The following is a 20,287-nucleotide window of genomic DNA, read 5'->3' as shown; positions in this document are numbered from 1 at the left end:
GTGACTTCAGGGTCTTGCCTATTGACAAGCTCCATGCTTAGCTGGCTAACAATTAGTTTCACTCTATTTCAGTCTAATCATTGAGTTTTTTATGCCTTTAACCGATCAACACCGTTTCGGTATGCAACTGGCCCAAATGTCTCGCGGTTGGCGTGCCGAATTGGATCGGCGCCTCGCGGGTCTGGGGTTGTCGCAGGCGCGCTGGCTGGTGCTGTTGCACCTGGCCCGTTTTGAAGGAGCGCCCACTCAGCGTGAATTGGCGCAAAGCGTTGGCGTCGAAGGGCCAACACTGGCGCGTTTGCTTGACAGTCTTGAAGCCCAAGGCCTGGTGCAGCGCCATGCGGTGATGGAAGACCGGCGGGCGAAAAAAATCGTTTTGAGTGAAACCGCACGGCCGTTGATCGGCCAGATTGAGGCCATTGCTTCGGCCCTGCGCCAGGAGTTGTTCGTCGGCATTACCGAAGAAGAACAACGCATCTGCTTGCGGGTGCATAAGCGCATCCTCGACAACCTCGAAAAAAACTGAGTAGCTGCCTTCCCTGCGGGGGCTGGCACTGTCTGCGCCAGCCCCCGCATACAGACCTTAGAACGTCTGCCCCAGATTCAAATACAGCGCCTTCTGATCATCATCGTTAAAGCCATAGCTGAAGTTGAGCGGGCCGAGCGGTGTGTCGAACCCGATAAAAACGCTGGCTGCATTGATGTAACCGCTGTCGAATTCATTGTCGTTGTTCCAGGCGCGCCCGCGCTCCAGCGAGGCCCCCGCGTACAACGGGAAATCAAACGGCAAGTACGAGCGCGGCGTCAGCCGGCGGTAGTACACGGCGCGCATCAGGCTGATGTTTTGCCCCGAGAGGGCGTCCTGACGAAACCCTGACAGTTGCCGTGCGCCGCCCAGCAGGAAGCTGGAAGTCACCACTTCAGCCTTGTCCAGCGTGCGGCCGTAGCGGCCACCCAGAATCCAGGTGTTGGGCCCGGCACTCAGCGCTTTGTCCAGATGGAATTCCCACTGGCGGTAACGATCGTCCGAGCCCAGCGCCGGGTCGAACTGACGCACGCTCAGGCCAATGTCTTCGCCTTCATGGGGGAAGTACACGTTATCCAGCGAGTCAAATGAGTACTTAATGTCATAGAAGCCTTCGTTGAAGCTGGTGCTCGGCAGGTCGCGTTCGCCAATTCTCACGTCCGCTTTACCCCACGCCTCACCAACGCCCAGACGGATCTCACCGCTGTTGCCGATTTGACGTCCCAAATTCAGGCCAAAACCGTAGCGCTCCAGTCGGTATTCGGCGATCGGGTCGTTGTCCAGAATGGCTTCGACGTTCTGTGACTGTGCATGCAGGTAGGGGGCGACAAAGTACCGCGAGCCGGCGTCCAGCGGTTGGTAGAACTCGCTATAGAGCTCTTGCTGATCGCCGATCTGCACCCGGGTCAGCCATTCGGCGCCCAAGGTGTTGATGCCGTTTACCCGGTAACTGGCGCCGATGTTGAAGGCGCTGTCGCCGCGCATGTCGTCGGACAGGTTAAGCCCCAACCGCAGGTAGTCAGTGCCGCTGCGTTTGCCGCGTGCGCTGATGACCAGGGTTCGCTCTTTGCCCTTGTGCACCACGCGGTACTGCACTTGTTCGAAGTAATCCAGCCCGTACAACGTGCCCATGTCCCGTTGCAAACGGCCCAGATCCAGCGGCTCACCCACAGGTTGGCGGATGTAGTAGCGAATCACCGAGTCGCCAATTTTCGAATCGTTTTCGATCTTGATGGCGGTGATGACCGGGGTGCGCTCTTCAGGGGCACGCGCCGCATTGAGCTGGGCATCGGAAGGTTGGCGCATACCGCTCATGCGGTTGGCCAGAACCTGGGTGGCGCGGTAGCCGGCGTCGATGATTTCCTGCGAGCGGCCAAAGTCCGTCACGCCATAACTGGCCAGCGCGGGCTGGATCAGGATGTCGTTCGGGGTCAAGGAGGCCAATTGCACTTCGGAGTTGCTGCGGGTCATCAGCGTGATGGATTGATTGAGGATGTCGAATACCGTGTTCAGTTGCTTGCGGCCGCGTAATGGCGTGCCGATGTCGACCACGATCACAAGGTCTACCCCCATTTCGCGGGCAACATCCACCGGGATGTTGTCCACCATGCCTCCGTCCACCAGCAGTTGCCCGTTGATCTCGACCGGGGCGAACACGGCCGGGATCGACATGCTGGCGCGGATCACTTGCGGAAGATGGCCTTTGCGAAACACCACTTTCTCGCCGTTGACGATGTCAGTGGCGACGGCGCGAAACGGGATCGGCAGCTTGTCGAAATCGCGCACATCACTGCTGTGTGCCAGCAGGCTTTCAAGCAGCAATGACAGGTTTTGCCCCTGAATCACGCCGAGCGGCAGGCCCAGGCTGCCATCGTCACGGAAACTCAGTTTTTGCTTGACCAGAAAGTCGCGGTCATCCTGTTTGCGCCGGAATGGCACGTCCTCGCGCGCCGGTGCATCGGACAGGGCCTCTTGCCAGTCGATGCCCAGGGCGAGCTTTTCCAGCTCTTCAATCTTGTAACCCGAGGCATAGAGCCCGCCGATCACAGCGCCCATGCTGGTGCCGGCGATGGCATCAATGCGGACACCTTGCTCCTCCAGCGCCTTGAGCACACCGACGTGGGCCAGGCCGCGTGCGGCGCCGCCCGAGAGCACGAGCCCGATTTTCGGCTGCGTTTTTTCGGCGGCAAACAGCATCAGTGGGCACAGGCAAAGCAGTAAACAACAGAGCAGGCGGCGCATCGTGAATCTCTGGGCAAGCGACAAAGGCGGCTATTATAGCGGCGCCTTTCTTTCCACGAGCTTTCCAAATCATGTCAGTCAACAAGCCGTACATTGTCATCACCTATTGCACCCAATGCCAATGGCTGCTGCGCGCCGCGTGGCTGGCCCAGGAACTGCTCAGCACCTTTGCAGACGATCTGGGGCGTGTGGCGCTGGAACCCGGCACGGGCGGGGTATTTCGCATCACCTGTGACGGCGTGCAGATCTGGGAGCGCAAAGCCGACGGTGGCTTCCCGGAGGCCAAGGTGCTCAAGCAGCGGGTGCGGGACCAGATTGACCCGCAACGCGACCTGGGGCACAACGACCGGGTTCAGTGAGCGGCGTCGAGTTTTACCGTGGCCGGGGCAGGGCTGCTGGCCAGGCGGCTGGACACCACAATCGCGATGATGATCAGCGCACCGCCCAGCAACATGCGCAGGGTCGGGGTTTCGTGGAACAACAGCCACGCCAGCGTGATGCCATACACCGGCTCTAACGCGAACACCACCGCGGCTGTGCGGGCCTTGATCACCGCGAGGCTGGCCACGAACAGGCTGTGGGCGACGCCGGTGCACAGCACGCCGAGCAGCCCGATCCACAGCCAGTCGAGCGGGCGAACGCTGCTCAGTTGCGGGGCGGCAAACGGCAGCAGGCACAGGGCAACCACAGCGTTTTGCCACATGGCCGCTTGCACGGCGGGGACGCGACCGGCATTGGCGCGGTTGTTGAGGGACAACAATGAAAACGTCAGGCCGGAGGCGATGGCCCACAACAGGCCTTCTGTGGCCTGACTGGCCAGGTCAAAACTGGGGGTGACCAGAACTAGCCCGACGCTGACCAACATCACCAGCACCCCTTCGTTGAAGTGAATGCGCTCGCGAAAAATCAACCCTTCGAGCAACACGGTAAAGGCCGGAAAACTGGCAAAGCCCAGCGTGGCAATGGCAACCCCGGCCACTTTGACCGCGACAAAAAAACTCACCCAGTGTGCCGCCAGTAGCCCTCCGCTAATCAGCAGGCTGCGGGCGTCTTTGAGCGTCAGCGAATACCAGCGCGTACGTCTGGACAGGGCGGCAAAGCCGGCGAGGGCGATGACTGCAAAGCCGGCGCGTCCCAGCACAATCACAGCGGCCGAAGCCGCCGCGAGTTTGCCGAATACGCCGGTCAGGCCAAACATCAACGCGCCGATATGCAAGGCGCCCAGGGCAGTACGCGGAGTCATCACAGTCCTTGAGTGGTATGAGGCATGGCGTGCAGTCTAGAGCGTCGGGCGAGCCGTTGTCTGTCGCCAAACGGCGATCAATTGTCGTCAGGCTCGCGGCGCAATGCGCTGGGGGACGCGCCGAACTCGCGCAACATGGCAGCCGCAAAGGCGCTTTGTGAACCGTAACCGACGCGGCTGGCCACGTCACCCACTGCCAGCGAGGTCTGGCGCAACAGGTACAACGCTTGGCGCAGACGGCGCTGGCGTACATATTCCATGGGCGTTTGCCCGCATTCGCTGATAAAGCGACTGTGCAAGCGGGCGCAGGACAAATCTGCCACCTGCGCCAGATCCGCCACTTGTAACGGGTAAGCCGCATGCTGGTCGATGTAGGCATCAAGCCTGGCAAAAGGCAGGTGTGCACGGGGGCTCTGCGCGGGCGTGTTCAAACTGGCGAGCAACAGGATCGCCCCTTGCCGGGCGATCAACGGGTCCGCGACCGGGCTGGCGGCGAGCCACTGCACCAATTGCTCCTGGCGCGGGTCGAGGGTGTGTTGGCCCGCGGTGCCCAGCAGCCGTCGGCTGGCCTCGGCGTGGCTGCCCAGCGTGTCTTTCAGCCATTGCTCATCAGGCACATCCAGCACCAGGCAGCGACTGCCTTGTGCGCTGTCGCACGCATGGTGAGCACCGGCAGGGATCACCATGACGTGCTGCTGGCGTAACAGGCTGGCGCGGCCCTCGATTTCAACATCGAGGGCGCCGGACACATTGATCACCACTTGCGCATGGTCGTGGACGTGAGCAATCACGTCTTCACGGTAGTGGCGCAGCGAAAGAATGTGCCCCATGCCGACCTCTGATCAGTGCCGCCAGAAGGCCGGGATGCACAACACGAACACGGTAATGATCTCCAGTCGCCCCAGCAGCATGCCCAGCGACAAGATCCACTTGGCTGCATCGGGCAGGCTGGCGAAGTTGCCGGACGGGCCAATGGTTTCGCCCAGCCCCGGCCCCACGCCGGACACCGTGCTGGCTGCGCCGGTCAAGGCGGTCATCCAGTCCAGCCCCAGCAGCGACAGCGCCAGTGCAATCACGCAGATGGTGATGGCAAAGAAGAACGAAAACGTCAGAATCGAGCGCACGATTTCTTCGTCGAGCCGATGGCCGTTGTATTTCTGTTTGATGACGGCGCGCGGGTGAATCAACTGATTAAGGTTGGCCTTGAGCAGGATGTACGCAACCTGAAAGCGGAAGATTTTGATGCCGCCCGCTGTCGAGCCGGAACAGCCGCCGATGAAGCCCAGATAGAAAAACAGCATCAGGGAGAAATTGCCCCACAGGCTGTAGTCGCCCAGCGCAAAACCGGTGGTCGTGACCACTGACGTCACGTTCAGCGCCACGTGACGGAACGCGTCCCACCACGGCATGTGGGTGGTCCACCACAGCCACGCACTGAGCACCAGCCAAGTCACCACCAACAGGCCGAGCAGGCCTTGCACTTGCTGGTCCTTGATCAATGCCTTGCGGTGACCGCGCAGTGTGGCGACATAGAGCGTAAACGGCAGGCTGCCCATGATCATGACGCCGATGGCCACCCAGTGCACCGCCGGTTGCGACCATTTGGCCAGCGACTGATCGGAGGTCGAGAACCCGCCGGTGGAAATGGCGGACATGGCATGGTTGATCGCATCGAACACGCTCATCCCGGCCCACCAGAATGCGAGGCTGCCGATGATCGTAATGCCGACGTAGGTCGCCACAATCAGGCGCGCCACCATGTGGGAACGCGGCATGACTTTTTCGGAGCGGTCCGAGGATTCGGTCTGGAACAGGCGCATGCCACCGATGCGCAGCAACGGCAAGATCGCTACCGCCATGCCGATAAACCCGATGCCGCCGAGCCAGTGCAGCATGGAACGCCACATCAGAATGCCGGGGGACATGGTGTCCAGGCCGCTCAGGACGGTGGAGCCGGTGGCGGTGATGCCGGACATGCTTTCGAAGAACGAGTCGGTGTAACTGATGTGCTGGGTGAGCAAAAACGGCAGCGCGGCAAAGATGCACACGATGACCCAACTCGACACCGTCAGCAGGTACATGTCACGCGGGCGCAGGTGCACTTGCTCGGGACGACCCGGCAGTACCAGCGCAAGACCGGCGACGAAGGTAATCAGGCTGGCCCACAGAAAGGACGGCAGATCGCCCAGATGGTCATAAATGACCAGGGTGAGCATGGGCACGGCCATGCTGATTGCCAACGTAATCAGGAAGATGCCGATTACAAAACCGATGATGCGTAGAGTCGGCAACGCCATGAAGTCAGCTCGGGCATGAAAGAGGGGCGCCATTCTACCTGTGGGTCTGGCTATGTAAACCGCCAGACGTTGAGGAGATACCGTTAGAATAGCCGCACATTTTCTTCAGGAGGTGGCCAATGGAGGCTCTCGACGCTTTGCTCAATCGTGTTTCTGCCCCGCGCCTGGTTGAACCGGGGCCCACGGCCGAGCAACGTGACGTACTGTTTGCGGCCGCCCTGCGCGCGCCGGATCATGGGCAATTGCGCCCTTATCGGTTTTTGAGCATCGAAGGCCAGGCGCGCAACCGTTTGGGTGAGGTTCTGGCGCAGGCCGTGCAGGCCCAGGGTGGCGAAGTGACCGAGGCTGCGCTGGATAAAGCACGTGCCATGCCGCTGCGTGCGCCGTTGGTAGTGGTGGTGATTGCACGCTTGCAGGATCACTTCAAAGTGCCCAAAACCGAGCAGTTGATTACCGCTGGCTGTGCGGCGCACGCCATTGAGCTGGCGGCCTATGCTCAAGGCATTGGCGCTGTGTGGCGCACGGGCGAGTTGTCCCATGCCCCGTTGGTCACCGCCGCGTTGGGCTTGCAAGCAGGCGAAGAAATTATCGCGTTCCTCTACCTGGGCACACCGCTTAAAGAAATGCGCGATGCGCCCAAGGTCGATACGGCCGACTACGTCCAGGTGTGGTCAGCTGCCAACTGATCGCCAGCCCCCTCGCTGAGGGGCGGCGCAGGGCTGCGTCACAGGTTGCCGTCGGGGATGAGCGGCAACTCCAGCGTGGCGATAAACCCGCCTTCGGGATGGTTGGCCACCATCAGTCTTCCGCCATGGCGTTCGGCGGCGCGCCGCGCGATGGCCAGTCCAAGGCCATGGCCGGCGGCCGCCTGACCGGGCGCGCGAAAGAACGGCTCGCCCAGTTGTGCCAGGTGCTCGGGTGCTACCCCCGGGCCGTGATCGCGCACGCTCACGTTGATGTGTTCCCCTTCCCGATACGCCCTCAACTCAATCGGCTGGCCGGGCGGATTGAAGCGTTGCGCGTTACGCAGCAGGTTATCCACCGCGCGCTCAATCATGGTGGGCCAGCCTGTCAGGCTCAGCCCCGGCTCGGCCGCCACCTCAACCCGTTGCTCCGGTGCGCTCAGCGCCGCGTCTTTTTGCAGATTGTGCAGCAAGGGGTTGAGGTCAACGTGCTCGGCACTGGCCTGATCGGCGTCGACCCGGGCCAGCGTCAGGATTTCACTGATCAGGGACTCCAGCCGGTCACATTCACGGGTCAGGCGTGGCCATAGCTTTTCGCGTTCTTCGGGGCCCGCGCGTTCAGCCAGCGCCAATGCGATGCGCAAGCGCGCCAAGGGTGAACGCAGCTCGTGGGACACGTCGCGCAGCAGTTGACGCTGGCTGCTGATCAAACTTTGCAGGCGCGCGCCCATGCGGTTGAAGTCGGTGGCCAGTACGCCAAACTCGTCGCGCCGCGAAGCCAGTCGCGCCAGGCTGTTCTGCTGGTAGGTGGTTTGCCCCAAGTCATGCACGGCCACGCGCAGGCGGCTGAGCGGGCGGGTGATGGACAGGGTCACCAGCAGGCTGAAGAGGGTCAGCACCACCAGCGCAATGCCCAGCGCACTCAGCGGCCAGATCAGGCTTTGACGGTGCCAGGCGTCCAGTTCGGGGTGCGGGATGCGGTAAATCAGCAGGTACGTGTCGGCCGTTTGCGGGCTGGTGTATTCGACGGTCAGGCGACGCCATGGCAGCGGGTCTTCGCCCGGATGCTGGCGAGCCTCCCAGGCAGCCGCCCGGCGCGGGAAGGTGCCGCGCACCACGGGGTCGCCGCTTTCGTTGAGCACCTGCACGTCAATGTGATAGCGGCGCTTGCGCCGCTCAAGAAATTGCTGGGCAGCGTCTGCGCCCTGGGTTTCATAGCGCTGGGTCCATTCCTGAGCCAGATTTGAAATGCCGGGGTGACGGCTCAAAATCCACGCGTCCTGGTTGAGCATATGCCCCAGCAAGAGTGACAGCCCGGCGACCAAGGCTATCGCCAGCCAAAAGCTGGCTAAAATGCGCCAAAACAGTGATCGCACGGTAGGTCCTCATCGTGACGTGAGTGAAACGCGCAAAGCCCAACGGCTGGGGGGCCGTTGGGCTTGGCAAGTGCGCGGATTATTGCGCTTTTTGGTCTTTCTGTGCTTTCCAGTCTTTGAACTCTTTCCACTCAGCCTTGCGTTCGGCGCGCTGCTTTTGCATCTCGTCGAAGCGTTTTTGCTGTTCTGGCTTGAGCAGGGCACGAATGTCTTTCTGGGTTTTTTCGTGCCTGGCTGCGATTTCGTCTTTCAGCGCTTTTTGATCAGCGGCTGGCAGTTTTTCCAGGTATTTGTCGACCAACTGCTTGCGTTCGTGCATTTGCTCGCCCATCAGCTTGCCGATTTGCTGGCGCTGTTCGCGGGTCAAGTCCAGTTGGCTGTAAGGTGCGTCGCCGCGACCATGGTGTTCACCGCCGTGACGTGGCCCCATTGGGCCTTCGCCACCGGGCATGGCCATTGCGACGGTTGGCAGTGCTGCAGCAAACATCAAAGCAATAAGCGTCTTACGCATGGTGTGTCTCCTTTTAGTACGTTCCGGTGAATCCGGATGCGCTCAGTTTAGGGAGATCAAGGTCAAGCGCTGTCAGCCAAGCGTAAAGCTTGAGTAAAGAGGGGGTTGCGTCGGGTTTACACAGGCGCGTCAAGCGCTATAGAAATACCCGCGGCTGCGCAGCGCCACAATGCGCGGGCGTCCGTCGGGGTGCGGGCCGATCTTCTTGCGCAGGTTGCTGACATGCATGTCCAGGCTGCGGTCATACAGCGTCAGTTTGCGGCCCAGCGCCAGTTGCGCCAGTTCCTGCTTGTCCAGCGGCTCACCCGGCTGGCGCAACAGGGCTTCGAGGATGCGGCTTTCGGAGACGGTCAGGGTGATGTCATGTTGGTTGATGGTGACCACGCCGCGCATCGGGCTGAAGCACAGGTCGCCCAGCTCCATCTGGCTCGACGCGGGCGCCGGGTGGCTGCGGCGCAGCACGGCACGCAGGCGCGCGGTCAGTTCCCGTGGGTCGCACGGCTTGGCCAGGTAGTCATCGGCCCCCAGTTCCAGCCCCAGAATGCGGTCCAGCGGCTCGCCCCGGGCCGAAAGCATCAGCACCGGCAAGTCGGGATGGTCGTTGCGCAATTGTTTGAGCAGCTCCAGGCCGCTGCCGTCGGGCAGCATGACATCCAGGACCACGGCGTCAGGGCTTGATTCGCTCAACGCCTTGCGTGCGCTCAAACCATCGTGGCAGGCGCGCACGTGAAAACCTTCCTGGCTCAGCCAACTGGTCAGGAGTTCACACAACTCCTGGTCATCATCTATCAGTAACAGGTCGCTCATGACTCACTCTATTTATAGCCATTGCCGACGCTGTTTACGTCCGCCGCCGGCGAAGATACCGCAGAGTAGGGCCAATAGGGCAACTGCGCCACCAATCACAAACCACTGTTGCGAATCAGTCAGCAGTTTAAAACCGGGGTTGGAGGCGGTTTTGTCGAGCTGCTGCCGGAGCTGCTGGTTTTCCTTGCGCAGTTGCGCCAGTTGGCTGCTTTCGCGGGAGGCGTCGGCATTTTTCAGGGCCTGACTCAGCTCGCCGCGCAGGCGTTCACTGTCGTCCAGGCGCTGTTGCAAGTCAGTGATGCGCGCGCCAGCACTCAATGAGAGCGGCACGGAATTATCGGGGGCGGGAGCGTCTTCAGCTTGGGCGAGGTGGCCCAGCGAGAACATGATCAACAGCACACACAGCAAACCTTGGCGCATCGCAACTCCTCATTCCTGACGGGATTCGGAGAGGTTGTCGGCCGTTGATCGGGAATAATGAGGCGAGAAACATGCAGCGAGCCGCGAAGGCGGCTTCGCTGCATATCAGGTTTAAGGCAGGACTTGCTTGAACGGTTTGACGATCACATGGGCGTAGACGCCCGCTGCGATGTACGGATCGGCGTCGGCCCACGCCTGCGCGGCGCTCAGCGAGTCGAACTCGGCGACAATCAGGCTGCCGCTGAAGCCGGCCGCGCCCGGATCATTGCTGTCGATGGCCGGGTGCGGGCCAGCCAGGATCACCCGGCCTTCATTTTTGAGTTGCTGCAAGCGCTCAAGGTGCGCCGGGCGAGCCGCCAGACGTGCTTCAAGGGAGTTGGCGACATCAGTGGCAATGATTGCGTAGAGCATGTCAATCCTCGGTTTTGGAGGTTGGAGTGTCGGAATCATGCAGGTGGCGCGACAGGTAAATGCCCTGACCTACCAGGAACAGCACGGTCAGGCCGAGGCTGCCGAAGACTTTGAAGTCGACCCAGATGCTCTGAAAGGTGAACGCCACGAACAGGTTGGCGGCGCCGCAGAACACAAAGAAGGCGATCCACGCCAGGTTCAGGCGTGTCCACACCGCATCCGGCAGGGTCAGGGCGTGGCCCATGACGCGTTTGATCAGCAGGGTGTTGCCAATAAAGTGGCTACCGGCAAACACCAGGGCAAACAGCCAGTTCACCACGGGCGCTTTCCATTTGAGGAAGGTCTCGCTGTGGAACGCCAGCGTCAGGCTGCCGAATACCAGGCAGGCAATCAGCGTCAGCCATTGGCTTTTTTCGAGTTTGCGTTGTTTGAAAAACAGAATGCCGTACACCACCACAGAGCTGGCGATCAGCATGGCGGTCGCGCTGAAAATGCCGCCGAAGGTCAGGCTATGGCCGGCGATCTCGACGATGCGGGGTTCGATTTTGTAGACGATGAAAAACAGGAGCAGCGGGATGAAGTCGATGAATTGTTTCACAGTGGCAGCCAGAAGCAGGATGTGGCGGCATAATAACAAACATCAATGACAGCGAAAGCGTCAGCTAGAGGTTATTAAATTCCCGTGGAAATTGACTTGCATTGCCATAGCACAGCGTCGGACGGCGCTTTGGCGCCTGCGGTTCTGGTGGCGCGTGCGTACGAGAAAGGTGTGCGAGTCCTGGCCCTGACCGATCACGACACACTTGAGGGCCTTGATGAGGCCCGCACAGCGGCTCAGGCGCTGAACATGCAGCTGGTAAACGGCGTTGAACTGTCCTGCACCTGGGGCGGCGCCACGATTCATGTGTTGGGTTACGGTTTTGACGTGCAGGCCCCGGCGCTGGTGCAGGCCATTGCGGCGCTCCATGAAGGTCGTTGGCTGCGCGCCGAAGAGATCAGCCGCAAGCTGGCCCTTAAAGGTATGCCCGGCGCCCTCGAAGGCGCCCGCGCCATTCAGGCGGCGCTGGGTGACAGCGGTAATGCCCCGGCACGTCCGCATTTCGCTGATTTTCTGGTGGGCGCCGGTTACGTCAAGGACCGCGCCGAAGCGTTTCGCAAATGGCTGGGCGCGGGCAAGTTGGGCGACGTCAAGCAGCATTGGCCGACCCTGGAAGAGACCGTGGGCACTTTGCGGGCAGCCGGGGCCTGGGTCAGCCTGGCGCACCCCTCGCACTACGATTTCACCCGCAGCAAGCGTCGGCGTCTGATTGGCGACTATATTCAAGCGGGAGGTCACGCCATCGAGGTGGTCAATGGCTATCAACCTGCTGATCAAGTGGGCAGCCTGGCGATTCTCGCCCGTGAGTTCGGTTTGCTGGTGACGGCCGGCAGCGATTTTCATGGCCCGGGAGGCTGGTCCGAGATTGGCGAATACCGCCCGCTACCGGACGACCTGCCGCCTTTGTGGTCCCGTTTCAAACTGGACCCGCCCACAGCCAACGTCTGAACAGGTACACAACGTGAGTCAATTTTTCCATATTCATCCGGAGAATCCTCAGCCGCGTCTGATCAAACAGGCGGTCGAGATCATTAAAAAAGGCGGTGTGGTGATTTACCCCACCGATTCGTCCTACGCGGTCGGTTGCCAGATGGGCGACAAGCATGCGATCGAACGCATCAAGCGCCTGCGTAATCTGGACGACAAGCACAACTTCACTTTGATGTGCAGCGACCTGTCGCAACTGGGCCTGTTCGCCAAGGTCGATACCGGCACGTTCCGGTTGCTCAAGGCCCATACGCCGGGGCCGTACACCTTCATTCTCAACGCCACCCGTGAGGTGCCGCGCCTGCTGCTGCACCCCAAGCGGCGTACCATCGGCATGCGCGTGCCCAGCCATCCGCTGGCCTTGGCCCTGCTGGCTGAACTGGACGAGCCGTTGATGAGTGTGACGTTGATTCTGCCGGGTGAAACCGAGCCGATGGAAGACCCGTACGAAATCCGCGATGCGCTGGAAAAACAGGTCGACCTGATCATTGATGGCGGTTTCGGTGGGCACAAAGCCAGCACCGTGATCAGTCTGGTGGACGACGAGCCGCAGGTGGTACGGGTCGGCTGCGGTGATCCGACGCCCTTTATGGTCGAGGCCTGATGTCTGACGTTGAAGTGATTGAACCGGTAGACCCGCAAGCCGATGCGCAGCAAGAGCTGCCGTTCGCCATGGTCTACGGCCAGGCCGTCATTGAAATGCCGCAAGACCTGTACATCCCCCCGGATGCGCTGGAGGTGTTTCTCGACGCGTTCGAAGGCCCGCTCGACTTGCTGCTGTACCTGATCCGCAAACAGAACATCGACATCCTCGACATCCCGGTGGCGGAAATCACTCGCCAGTACATGGGCTATGTCGAGCTGATGAAGACCGTGCGCCTGGAGTTGGCCGCCGAATATCTGGTGATGGCAGCCATGCTGGCCGAAATCAAGTCGCGCATGCTGCTGCCGCGTTCGGCCGAGGTGGAAGAGGATGAGGGCGATCCGCGTGCCGAACTGATTCGTCGCTTGCAGCAGTACGAGCGTTTCAAAGCCGCGGCCGAAGGCATTGATGGCCTTGAGCGGGTAGGGCGCGACGTGTTTGTGCCCAAGCTTGATGCCCCCCAGGCCCGGGCGCGCAAGCTGGTGCCGGACGTGGCGCTTGAAGAGTTGTTGATGTCGATGGCCGAGGTGCTGCGCCGCACTGACATGTTTGAAAGCCATCAGGTCAGCCGCGAGGCCCTGTCCACCCGCGAGCGCATGAGCGATGTACTGGAACGCCTGAAGGGTGGTGGCTTTGTGCCCTTTGTCGAGTTGTTTACAGCGGAAGAAGGGCGTTTGGGGGTGGTGGTAACGTTTATGGCCATCCTGGAGCTGGTCAAGGAGTCCTTGATCGAGTTGGTGCAAAACGAGCCCTACGCGGCGATCCATGTGCGGGCGCGAGCCGAATAAAGAGCTGAAACCATGAATTTGACTGATCCCCGCGAGCTGGCCCCGTTGCTGGAGGCGTTTCTGTTGGCCTCGGGCAAGCCGCAAAGCCTTGAGCGTTTGTTTGAGCTGTTTGAAGAAGGCGAGCGCCCAGAGCCGCCGGTGTTCAAAAAAGCGCTGGAACTGCTGCGCAAATCCTGCGACGGCCGCTCTTTTGAACTCAAAGAGGTGGCGTCCGGTTACCGCCTGCAAATCCGCGACACGTTTTCGCCTTGGGTCGGGCGATTGTGGGAAGAGCGGCCGCAGCGTTACTCCCGCGCCATGCTCGAAACCATGGCGCTGATTGCCTATCGCCAACCGATCACCCGTGGCGAGATCGAAGACGTGCGGGGTGTGGCGGTCAATAGCCACATCGTCAAAACCCTGCTCGAGCGTGAGTGGATTCGCGTGGTGGGTTATCGCGAAGTGCCGGGCCGTCCTGCGATGTTTGCCACCACCAAGGCATTTCTCGACCACTTCAACTTGAAAAACCTCGACGACCTGCCGCCGCTGGCCGAATTGCGCGAGCTGGAGCCCGACCCGATTCTCGATTTCGACGATGCGCCTGTGCCCGAGCACATTCAGGCATTGGCGGACGAAAGTGCCGAGCCCGAGGAGCCAAAGGACGAAACCAGCTTCCGTACCTTGCTGACGGAACTGGACTCCATGGAGGAAGGTCTGAAAATCGACTTTGACGACTTGCTGCGTGAGGACCTGGCCAAAGAGGCGTTCACGCCTGACGGTGCGGTTGAGCCTCAAACCGCACCCGCCCTGCAGCCAAGCGATGCCGAGCAGGCGCGCAGCCAGTTGCTGGCGGCGGTGGCGGCGCTGGAGTTGCCGCCCGCGCTGAGCGACGAAGAGGCCGAAGCGAGGGCGCTGGCCGACGCCATCGAGCAGGAGCGTCTCGAACGCGAAGAGTGATCCGGCCTCGCGCCCGCACGTTCTCACCGACAACACGTAACGGGAGCACAGCTGATGAGTTCAATCAAAGATCCCTGCATCGGCGTCTGCAAGTTCTGCGAGGACGTCTGTATCGGTTGCGGACGCACCCAGCGTGAAATCAAGGCCTGGAAAAAGCTCGACAAAGACGAAAAGCGAGCCGTGCTGGCGCAAGCCGACCTGCGTTTGCTCACGCTTGACGCCACCGGCCGGCGGAAAAAGAAATAGACCGGGCAGAACAGGCCCGGCCTTTGATGCGAAACACGCAAGATCAGCGTATGATTCGCGACCCTTTGGCGCGCAGTCGTGTGCCAAGGCCCATTTTCAACACTTCAGGCGCCCGCCTGAATTGACACACCGGGAGGTGCCCAGATGAGTGATTTAACCCCTAAAGACGACCAGGAAATTGGCCCAGCAGGCGAGAAACTGCAAAAAGTCCTCGCCCGTATTGGCGTCGGTTCGCGCCGCGATGTAGAGGCCTGGATCAGCCAGGGCCGGATCAAGGTCAATGGCAAGGATGCAACGCTGGGTTTGCGCGTTGACCTGCATGACGCCATTTCCATCGATGGCAAAGTGATCAAGCGCGAAGAGGCCGCCGAATCGGTGCGCCGCGTGATCATGTACAACAAGCCCGATGGCGAGATCTGCACCCGTGACGACCCGGAAGGCCGTCCAACCGTGTTCGACAAGCTGCCGCGCCCTAAAGAAGGCCGCTGGATCAACATCGGCCGTCTCGACATCAATACCACCGGCTTGCTGATGTTCACCACTGACGGTGAGCTGGCCAACCGCCTGATGCACCCGTCCTACGAAATGGACCGTGAATACGCGGTACGTGTGCGTGGTGAAGTGGATGACGAGATGATCGAACGCCTCAAGGCGGGCGTGGTGCTGGAAGACGGCCCGGCGCGTTTTACCGACATCAAGCAGGCACCGGGCGGCGAAGGTTTCAACCACTGGTACCACTGCGTGGTGATGGAAGGCCGCAACCGTGAAGTGCGTCGTCTGTGGGAATCCCAGGGGCTGGTGGTCAGCCGCCTGAAGCGCGTGCGTTTCGGTCCGGTGTTCCTGAACTCGGACTTGCCGATGGGTCGCTGGCGTGAAATGAGTCAGTACGAGGTGGATATCCTCAGTGCTGAAGTCGGCCTCACGCCGGTGGCCATGCCTGAGATGAACGCCAAGAGCAAAGACAAGCTTGAGCGTATGCAGCGTAAGTCGTCGCGTCCTGTGGCACGCGCTGATCGTGTTGCCCGTACCTTGCGCCCTGCCAACGGTGAGCCTGCAGCCCCGCGTCCTGCGCGTCAGCCGCACATTGAAGGCGAGCGTCCGGGTCGCCCGGCCCGTGACGAGGCCGCGCGTCCTGCACGCAAGCCTGCCGGTCGCACGGACCGTGTGCCGGCCGGTCGCGGTGCGCCGGTTGCCGAGCGCCCGAGCGAAGTGAACAAGCGCCCGACCAAGCCGTCCCGTCAGGGGCCAAAGCTGGTTGACGATGCGCCGTCCGGCAAGCGTCGTGGCGCACCGGCAGGTTCCGGTCAGCGCCCTGGCTTCGGTCGTCGCAAGCCGCAATAAGCGTTTAACGCTGTTAAAAAAACGCCAACCTTCGGGTTGGCGTTTTTTTTTGCCTGCCCACGTCGTTCCGTGGGGGCATTGTGGTCGCGGCGTTGAAGCGCCCACGCAACGCCCGGTAATCATTGAAAATCAATGAATTAGGCCTGCGGCAATCGGTCGCTGAGCACCGCAGGGCGTTTAGGGTGGCAAAAAAACGTTACAAAGCGTCAAGTAAACGTGACGTTCTGCGCCGTTTATCGCCCTCGGCCGTGAATTATTCGGTTTGTGTATAGAAAATGTTCCGCGTTTTACAGATTTGTGACGTTTGAGGCCGCATCTGCGGCTTGTTTCGTGTTGCAAGCGGCGGTGTGATGGGATCTTGCCTTCGAGCAGGTGTACAATGCGCGGCGTTTTACCTGTGACTCAATTGCGTACCCGCGCATTTTGCGCTGCTCGGCGATGTGCTGATTGGCCAAAACCTCAAGGCAAACCCGCCTTGTAAACTCCGCAATGCCATAAGCATTGCGGGTTCGATTCCGTCACAGATAAAAACAAACAGGTGACGCATGACTCGTGAAACAACCTTGGATTCCTGGCGCCTGCGCTGGGGTTTGATTTGTGTTGTAGACCCTTCGATCACTGCCGGTGCTCAAGCGAAAACGCACTGAACGACATCAAACCTTGTGTGGGACCCTTTTCAATGAGTGGACAAACCTCGCATTCGGGCGAGCTTAAACGCGGCCTGAAAAATCGTCATATCCAACTGATCGCCCTCGGTGGCGCGATTGGTACAGGCCTGTTCCTCGGCTCGGCCGGGGTCCTGAAATCGGCGGGCCCGTCGATGATTCTGGGCTATGCGATCTGCGGCTTTATTGCCTTCATGATCATGCGCCAACTGGGCGAAATGATCGTCGAAGAACCGGTAGCCGGTTCTTTCAGCCACTTTGCACACAAATACTGGGGCGGTTTCGCCGGCTTCATGTCGGGCTGGAACTGCTGGGTGCTGTACATTCTGGTGGGCATGTCGGAGCTGACTGCGGTCGGTAAATACGTGCACTACTGGTGGCCCGAGATCCCGACCTGGGCCTCGGCGGCGGCGTTTTTCGTGCTGATCAACGTCATCAACCTGACCAACGTCAAAGTCTTTGGCGAGGCTGAATTCTGGTTCGCCATCATCAAGGTCGTGGCCATTGTCGGCATGATCGCGCTGGGCAGCTATTTGCTGGTCAGTGGCAGCGGCGGCCCGCAAGCGTCGGTCAGCAACCTGTGGGAGCACGGTGGCTTCTTCCCCAATGGCACCACCGGTCTGGTGATGGCCATGGCGTTCATCATGTTCTCTTTCGGCGGGCTCGAAATGCTCGGTTTCACCGCCGCTGAAGCCGACAAGCCGCGCACCGTGATCCCTAAAGCGATCAATCAGGTGATTTACCGCATCCTGATTTTCTACATCGGTGCCCTGGTGGTGCTGTTGTCCCTGACGCCGTGGGATTCGCTGCTTGAAACCCTGAACGCCGGTGGCGACAGCTACAGCAGCAGCCCGTTTGTGCAAGTGTTCTCGATGCTGGGCAGCAACACCGCGGCACACATCCTCAACTTTGTGGTCTTGACCGCAGCGTTGTCGGTGTACAACAGCGGCACGTACTGCAACAGCCGCATGCTATTGGGTATGGCCCAGCAAGGTGACGCGCCAAAAGTACTGTCCAAAATCGACAAGCGTGGCGTGCCGGTGAACTCGATTCTGGCGTCGGCGGCGGTCACGGTTATCGCGGTGCTGCTTAACTACCTGATGCCCCACGACGCCCTGGAACTGCTGATGTCGTTGGTGGTTGCCACCCTGGTGATTAACTGGGCGATGATCAGCTTCTCCCATGTCAAGTTCCGCCAGCACATGAACAAAACGGCGCAAACCCCGTTGTTCAAGGCCCTGTGGTACCCCTACGGCAACTACATTTGCCTGGCGTTCGTGGCGTTCATCCTGGTCATCATGCTGATGATCCCCGGCATCCGCGTGTCGGTTTACGCGATCCCGGTGTGGGTGATCTTCATGTGGGTCTGCTACCTGATCAAGAGCAAGCGCGAGGTACACGCCTCGGCAGCCGCTTACAGTTCAGCCAAATAAGCTGAGCGGTTGGTCATGACAAACCCGGCCATTGCGCCGGGTTTGTCGTTTGTGGGGTATCCTGCACGCCCTGATCAAGGACCCTTTTTAATGCTGGTCATCTCCAACAACGTCCACATCCCCGACGCCGAGATCGAACTCACGGCCATCCGCGCCCAAGGGGCGGGCGGGCAGAACGTCAACAAAGTTTCAAGCGCCATGCACCTGCGCTTCGACATCCCCAACTCGTCCTTGCCGCCGTTCTACAAAGAGCGGTTGCTGGCGCTGCGTGACAGTCGGATTACCGGCGATGGCGTGTTGATTATCAAGGCGCAGCAATACCGCACCCAGGAGCAAAACCGCGCCGATGCCCTTGAGCGGTTGCTTGAGCTGATCGTCAGTGCGACCAAGGTTGAGAAAAAGCGTCGCCCGACCAAGCCGACGTTGGGGTCAAAAACCCGTCGGCTGGAGTCCAAGAGCAAGCGCGGCAACCTAAAGGCGGGGCGCGGCAAAGTGGATTTCTAGGTGCTGCGCGTCAGCGACTGCGTGCCTGCCGGTACAAATACAGGCTGAGCATCAGCCCGCTGAACGCTGCCAGCGCGGCAAACAGGAAGATGGACGCAAAGCCGAAACCGGCCGCTACCGCGCCCACCAGCGGTCCGGTAATGCCCAGTGACAAGTCGATGAACAGCGAATAAGCCCCGACGGCCGCACCGCGACTGGAAGCAGGCACCAGGTTCACCGCTTCGACGCCCAAGGCCGGGAACACCAGCGAAAAGCCAAACCCGCTCAGCGCCGCGCCAGCCAGTGCCAGTTGCGGATTTGGCGCCAGCCACAGCAGCAGCAAGCCCACGGTTTCGACGCTCAGGCAGGCGATCGCTACTCGAAAGCCGCCCAGGCGATTGATCATGTTGCCGAACAGCAGTCGCGCGCCGATAAAGCTGGCACCGAACAGGCTCAGGCACAGGACGGCGTTTTCCCAGTGTTGGGTCGCGTAATACAGGGTGATGAACGTGGCGATGGTGCCAAAGCCGATGGAGCCCAGTGCCAGCCCGGTGCCGTGCGGCAGCACCCGGCCCAGCACATGCAGGAACGGCAGGCGCACGCCACTGACAATCGGCGCGGCCAGTTTGGGCCACGCCAGCAGCAGCCCCAGCGCGGCCAGGGCGATGATGCTGGCGCCCATGCTCCACATGCCCCAGTGGTTGACCATCATCACCCCCAAGGGTGCGCCGACGGCGATTGCGCCATAGCTGGCGATGCCGTTCCAGGAAATCACCTTGGCGGTGTTCTGCGCACCGACGCGGCCAATGCCCCAGCCGATGGAGCCCGAACCCACCAGGCTTTCAGCGCTGCCCAATACCAATCGCCCGATCAGCAGGCTGGCAAGGCTCAGTGCAGGCATGGCCGACAGCCAGCTGGACACCAGCATAAAAACGCCGCTCAGCCCGCACCCGGCCAGGCCATACATGACGGCACGTTTGCTGCCCAGGTTGTCGATGATGCGGCTGGCGTAAGGGCGGCTGAGCAGTGTCGCCAGGTATTGCACGCTGATTACCAGCCCGGCGATGACCGTGCCGTAACCCAAGTGGTTGTGCACGTAACCGGGCAAAACCGCCAGCGGGATGCCGATGTTCAGATAGCCAATAAAGGTAAACAGAACGATGGACACCACCTGCAGGGTGATCGCCAGTGGACGTTGTTCGGTCATGGGGCAGGTCCTGCGGGGTTAGAGCGGTGCAACCAGGCGGGTTGCGATCAGGGCGGCCAGGGCGTTTTCCCGGGTGCCGAACCGCTGGAGCAGGGTGGCTTGTTTTTCCGGTGTGAGGCGATCCCACAGCACGATCATTTGCTCGGCGGTGCCGATCAGTACGCTGGCCTGGGTGTCGTCGAAAGAGTCAGTCACGCTGTAATCCGGGGGAGTAAAAAGGTGGGGCGATTGTGTCAGGCGGTATGAAAAGCCGAAAGCTTTTCGCACCGCCTGAGTGCTAACCGTCAGTCTTCGCTGTCGGCCTTGAGGCTTTCAGGGGCCTCGTCCAGTGCGGGGTTTTCGCCACTGGTGTGTTGCGGGGTTGGCTGCTGAGTTTCATGCAGGCTTGGGAAGGGGAGGTTTGGGATTTCGTGCATCGTCGCGCTCCTCGCAAGGTGTGTTTTTA

The 20,287-nt window shown here is 60.8% G+C and carries 24 protein-coding genes; 11 read left to right on the top strand and 13 right to left on the bottom strand.

What is annotated here, in order from left to right:
- The first annotated feature begins 91 nt into the window (after window positions 1-91).
- A complete protein-coding gene (locus tag IF654_RS14965; RefSeq protein ID WP_194862276.1) occupies window positions 92-526 on the top strand; it encodes a MarR family transcriptional regulator in 435 nt (144 codons plus the stop codon).
- A 57-nt stretch (window positions 527-583) separates the two neighbouring features.
- Here the strand turns inward: IF654_RS14965 and IF654_RS14960 are convergent, their stop codons facing one another.
- Window positions 584-2,767, bottom strand: coding sequence for a patatin-like phospholipase family protein (locus IF654_RS14960; protein WP_194862277.1), 2,184 nt, complete (start codon window positions 2,765-2,767; stop codon window positions 584-586).
- 71 nt (window positions 2,768-2,838) lie between these two features.
- On the opposite strand from IF654_RS14960, the gene IF654_RS14955 reads away from it, so the two are divergent.
- Window positions 2,839-3,126: an Rdx family protein gene (locus tag IF654_RS14955; RefSeq protein ID WP_047276030.1), complete on the top strand. Its 288-nt coding sequence runs from the start codon at window positions 2,839-2,841 to the stop codon at window positions 3,124-3,126.
- On the opposite strand, the gene IF654_RS14950 is transcribed toward IF654_RS14955, so the two are convergent.
- From IF654_RS14950 to IF654_RS14940, 3 genes are all read right to left on the bottom strand, one after another.
- Window positions 3,120-4,010 (bottom strand): DMT family transporter, encoded by an 891-nt coding sequence (locus IF654_RS14950; protein WP_094987479.1) that lies wholly within the window; start codon window positions 4,008-4,010, stop codon window positions 3,120-3,122. The two genes, IF654_RS14955 and IF654_RS14950, sit on opposite strands and share 7 nt — an antisense overlap.
- Before the next feature lie 77 nt (window positions 4,011-4,087).
- Entirely contained in the window at window positions 4,088-4,840 is a 753-nt protein-coding gene (locus IF654_RS14945) for a helix-turn-helix transcriptional regulator (protein WP_047276027.1), read from the bottom strand.
- 12 nt (window positions 4,841-4,852) lie between these two features.
- Window positions 4,853-6,307: a TrkH family potassium uptake protein gene (locus IF654_RS14940; RefSeq protein ID WP_047276025.1), complete on the bottom strand. Its 1,455-nt coding sequence runs from the start codon at window positions 6,305-6,307 to the stop codon at window positions 4,853-4,855.
- 119 nt (window positions 6,308-6,426) lie between these two features.
- On the opposite strand from IF654_RS14940, the gene IF654_RS14935 reads away from it, so the two are divergent.
- Window positions 6,427-6,993 carry an NAD(P)H nitroreductase gene (locus IF654_RS14935; RefSeq protein ID WP_094987480.1) on the top strand — a complete coding sequence of 189 codons (567 nt, stop codon included), beginning with the start codon at window positions 6,427-6,429 and terminating at the stop codon, window positions 6,991-6,993.
- Window positions 6,994-7,031: 38 nt separating this feature from the next.
- Here the strand turns inward: IF654_RS14935 and IF654_RS14930 are convergent, their stop codons facing one another.
- The 6 genes from IF654_RS14930 to IF654_RS14905 all read right to left on the bottom strand — a co-directional run bounded on the left by IF654_RS14930 (window position 7,032) and on the right by IF654_RS14905 (window position 11,113).
- Window positions 7,032-8,366 carry a sensor histidine kinase gene (locus IF654_RS14930; RefSeq protein WP_047276022.1) on the bottom strand — a complete coding sequence of 445 codons (1,335 nt, stop codon included), beginning with the start codon at window positions 8,364-8,366 and terminating at the stop codon, window positions 7,032-7,034.
- A gap of 79 nt (window positions 8,367-8,445) precedes the next feature.
- A complete protein-coding gene (locus tag IF654_RS14925) occupies window positions 8,446-8,877 on the bottom strand; it encodes a Spy/CpxP family protein refolding chaperone (protein ID WP_047282797.1) in 432 nt (143 codons plus the stop codon).
- Window positions 8,878-9,006: 129 nt separating this feature from the next.
- Window positions 9,007-9,684 carry a response regulator transcription factor gene (locus IF654_RS14920; protein ID WP_047276018.1) on the bottom strand — a complete coding sequence of 226 codons (678 nt, stop codon included), beginning with the start codon at window positions 9,682-9,684 and terminating at the stop codon, window positions 9,007-9,009.
- A 12-nt stretch (window positions 9,685-9,696) separates the two neighbouring features.
- Entirely contained in the window at window positions 9,697-10,104 is a 408-nt protein-coding gene (locus tag IF654_RS14915) for an SH3 domain-containing protein (protein WP_047276016.1), read from the bottom strand.
- A 111-nt stretch (window positions 10,105-10,215) separates the two neighbouring features.
- A complete protein-coding gene (locus IF654_RS14910; RefSeq protein WP_194862278.1) occupies window positions 10,216-10,515 on the bottom strand; it encodes a YciI family protein in 300 nt (99 codons plus the stop codon).
- A gap of 1 nt (window position 10,516) precedes the next feature.
- Entirely contained in the window at window positions 10,517-11,113 is a 597-nt protein-coding gene (locus IF654_RS14905; RefSeq protein WP_047276011.1) for a septation protein A, read from the bottom strand.
- A gap of 84 nt (window positions 11,114-11,197) precedes the next feature.
- On the opposite strand from IF654_RS14905, the gene IF654_RS14900 reads away from it, so the two are divergent.
- The 8 genes from IF654_RS14900 (at window position 11,198) to arfB (ending at window position 18,656) form a co-directional block, all read left to right on the top strand.
- Entirely contained in the window at window positions 11,198-12,061 is an 864-nt protein-coding gene (locus tag IF654_RS14900; RefSeq protein ID WP_047276010.1) for a PHP domain-containing protein, read from the top strand.
- Window positions 12,062-12,074: 13 nt separating this feature from the next.
- Window positions 12,075-12,704, top strand: a complete 630-nt coding sequence (locus IF654_RS14895; protein ID WP_047276008.1) for an L-threonylcarbamoyladenylate synthase — start codon at window positions 12,075-12,077, stop codon at window positions 12,702-12,704.
- A 128-nt stretch (window positions 12,705-12,832) separates the two neighbouring features.
- Entirely contained in the window at window positions 12,833-13,531 is a 699-nt protein-coding gene (locus tag IF654_RS14890) for a segregation and condensation protein A (RefSeq protein WP_162841639.1), read from the top strand.
- Window positions 13,532-13,543: 12 nt separating this feature from the next.
- The gene (gene scpB, locus IF654_RS14885) at window positions 13,544-14,467 is read left to right on the top strand and encodes an SMC-Scp complex subunit ScpB (RefSeq protein WP_047276004.1); all 924 of its coding nucleotides are present in this window, start codon (window positions 13,544-13,546) and stop codon (window positions 14,465-14,467) included.
- Window positions 14,468-14,521: 54 nt separating this feature from the next.
- Window positions 14,522-14,713 (top strand): DUF1289 domain-containing protein, encoded by a 192-nt coding sequence (locus tag IF654_RS14880; RefSeq protein WP_047276002.1) that lies wholly within the window; start codon window positions 14,522-14,524, stop codon window positions 14,711-14,713.
- A gap of 144 nt (window positions 14,714-14,857) precedes the next feature.
- On the top strand, window positions 14,858-16,054 hold the full coding sequence (rluB, locus tag IF654_RS14875) for a 23S rRNA pseudouridine(2605) synthase RluB (protein ID WP_047276000.1): 1,197 nt from the start codon (window positions 14,858-14,860) through the stop codon (window positions 16,052-16,054).
- A gap of 679 nt (window positions 16,055-16,733) precedes the next feature.
- Window positions 16,734-18,152 (top strand): amino acid permease, encoded by a 1,419-nt coding sequence (locus IF654_RS14870; protein WP_047276137.1) that lies wholly within the window; start codon window positions 16,734-16,736, stop codon window positions 18,150-18,152.
- A 90-nt stretch (window positions 18,153-18,242) separates the two neighbouring features.
- Entirely contained in the window at window positions 18,243-18,656 is a 414-nt protein-coding gene (gene arfB / locus IF654_RS14865) for an alternative ribosome rescue aminoacyl-tRNA hydrolase ArfB (protein WP_047275997.1), read from the top strand.
- Window positions 18,657-18,666: 10 nt separating this feature from the next.
- Here the strand turns inward: arfB and IF654_RS14860 are convergent, their stop codons facing one another.
- From IF654_RS14860 to IF654_RS23125, 3 genes are all read right to left on the bottom strand, one after another.
- Window positions 18,667-19,842 (bottom strand): MFS transporter, encoded by a 1,176-nt coding sequence (locus IF654_RS14860; protein ID WP_047282795.1) that lies wholly within the window; start codon window positions 19,840-19,842, stop codon window positions 18,667-18,669.
- Between the two features lie 18 nt (window positions 19,843-19,860).
- Window positions 19,861-20,037: a hypothetical protein gene (locus tag IF654_RS14855; RefSeq protein ID WP_088500190.1), complete on the bottom strand. Its 177-nt coding sequence runs from the start codon at window positions 20,035-20,037 to the stop codon at window positions 19,861-19,863.
- An 89-nt stretch (window positions 20,038-20,126) separates the two neighbouring features.
- The gene (locus IF654_RS23125) at window positions 20,127-20,258 is read right to left on the bottom strand and encodes a hypothetical protein (protein WP_255163946.1); all 132 of its coding nucleotides are present in this window, start codon (window positions 20,256-20,258) and stop codon (window positions 20,127-20,129) included.
- Window positions 20,259-20,287 lie beyond the last annotated feature (29 nt).

The organism is Pseudomonas lundensis (genome assembly GCF_015377145.2).
GTDB classification, from domain to species: domain Bacteria; phylum Pseudomonadota; class Gammaproteobacteria; order Pseudomonadales; family Pseudomonadaceae; genus Aquipseudomonas; species Aquipseudomonas lundensis.
This window is presented reverse-complemented; position numbering and strand designations above follow the sequence as displayed.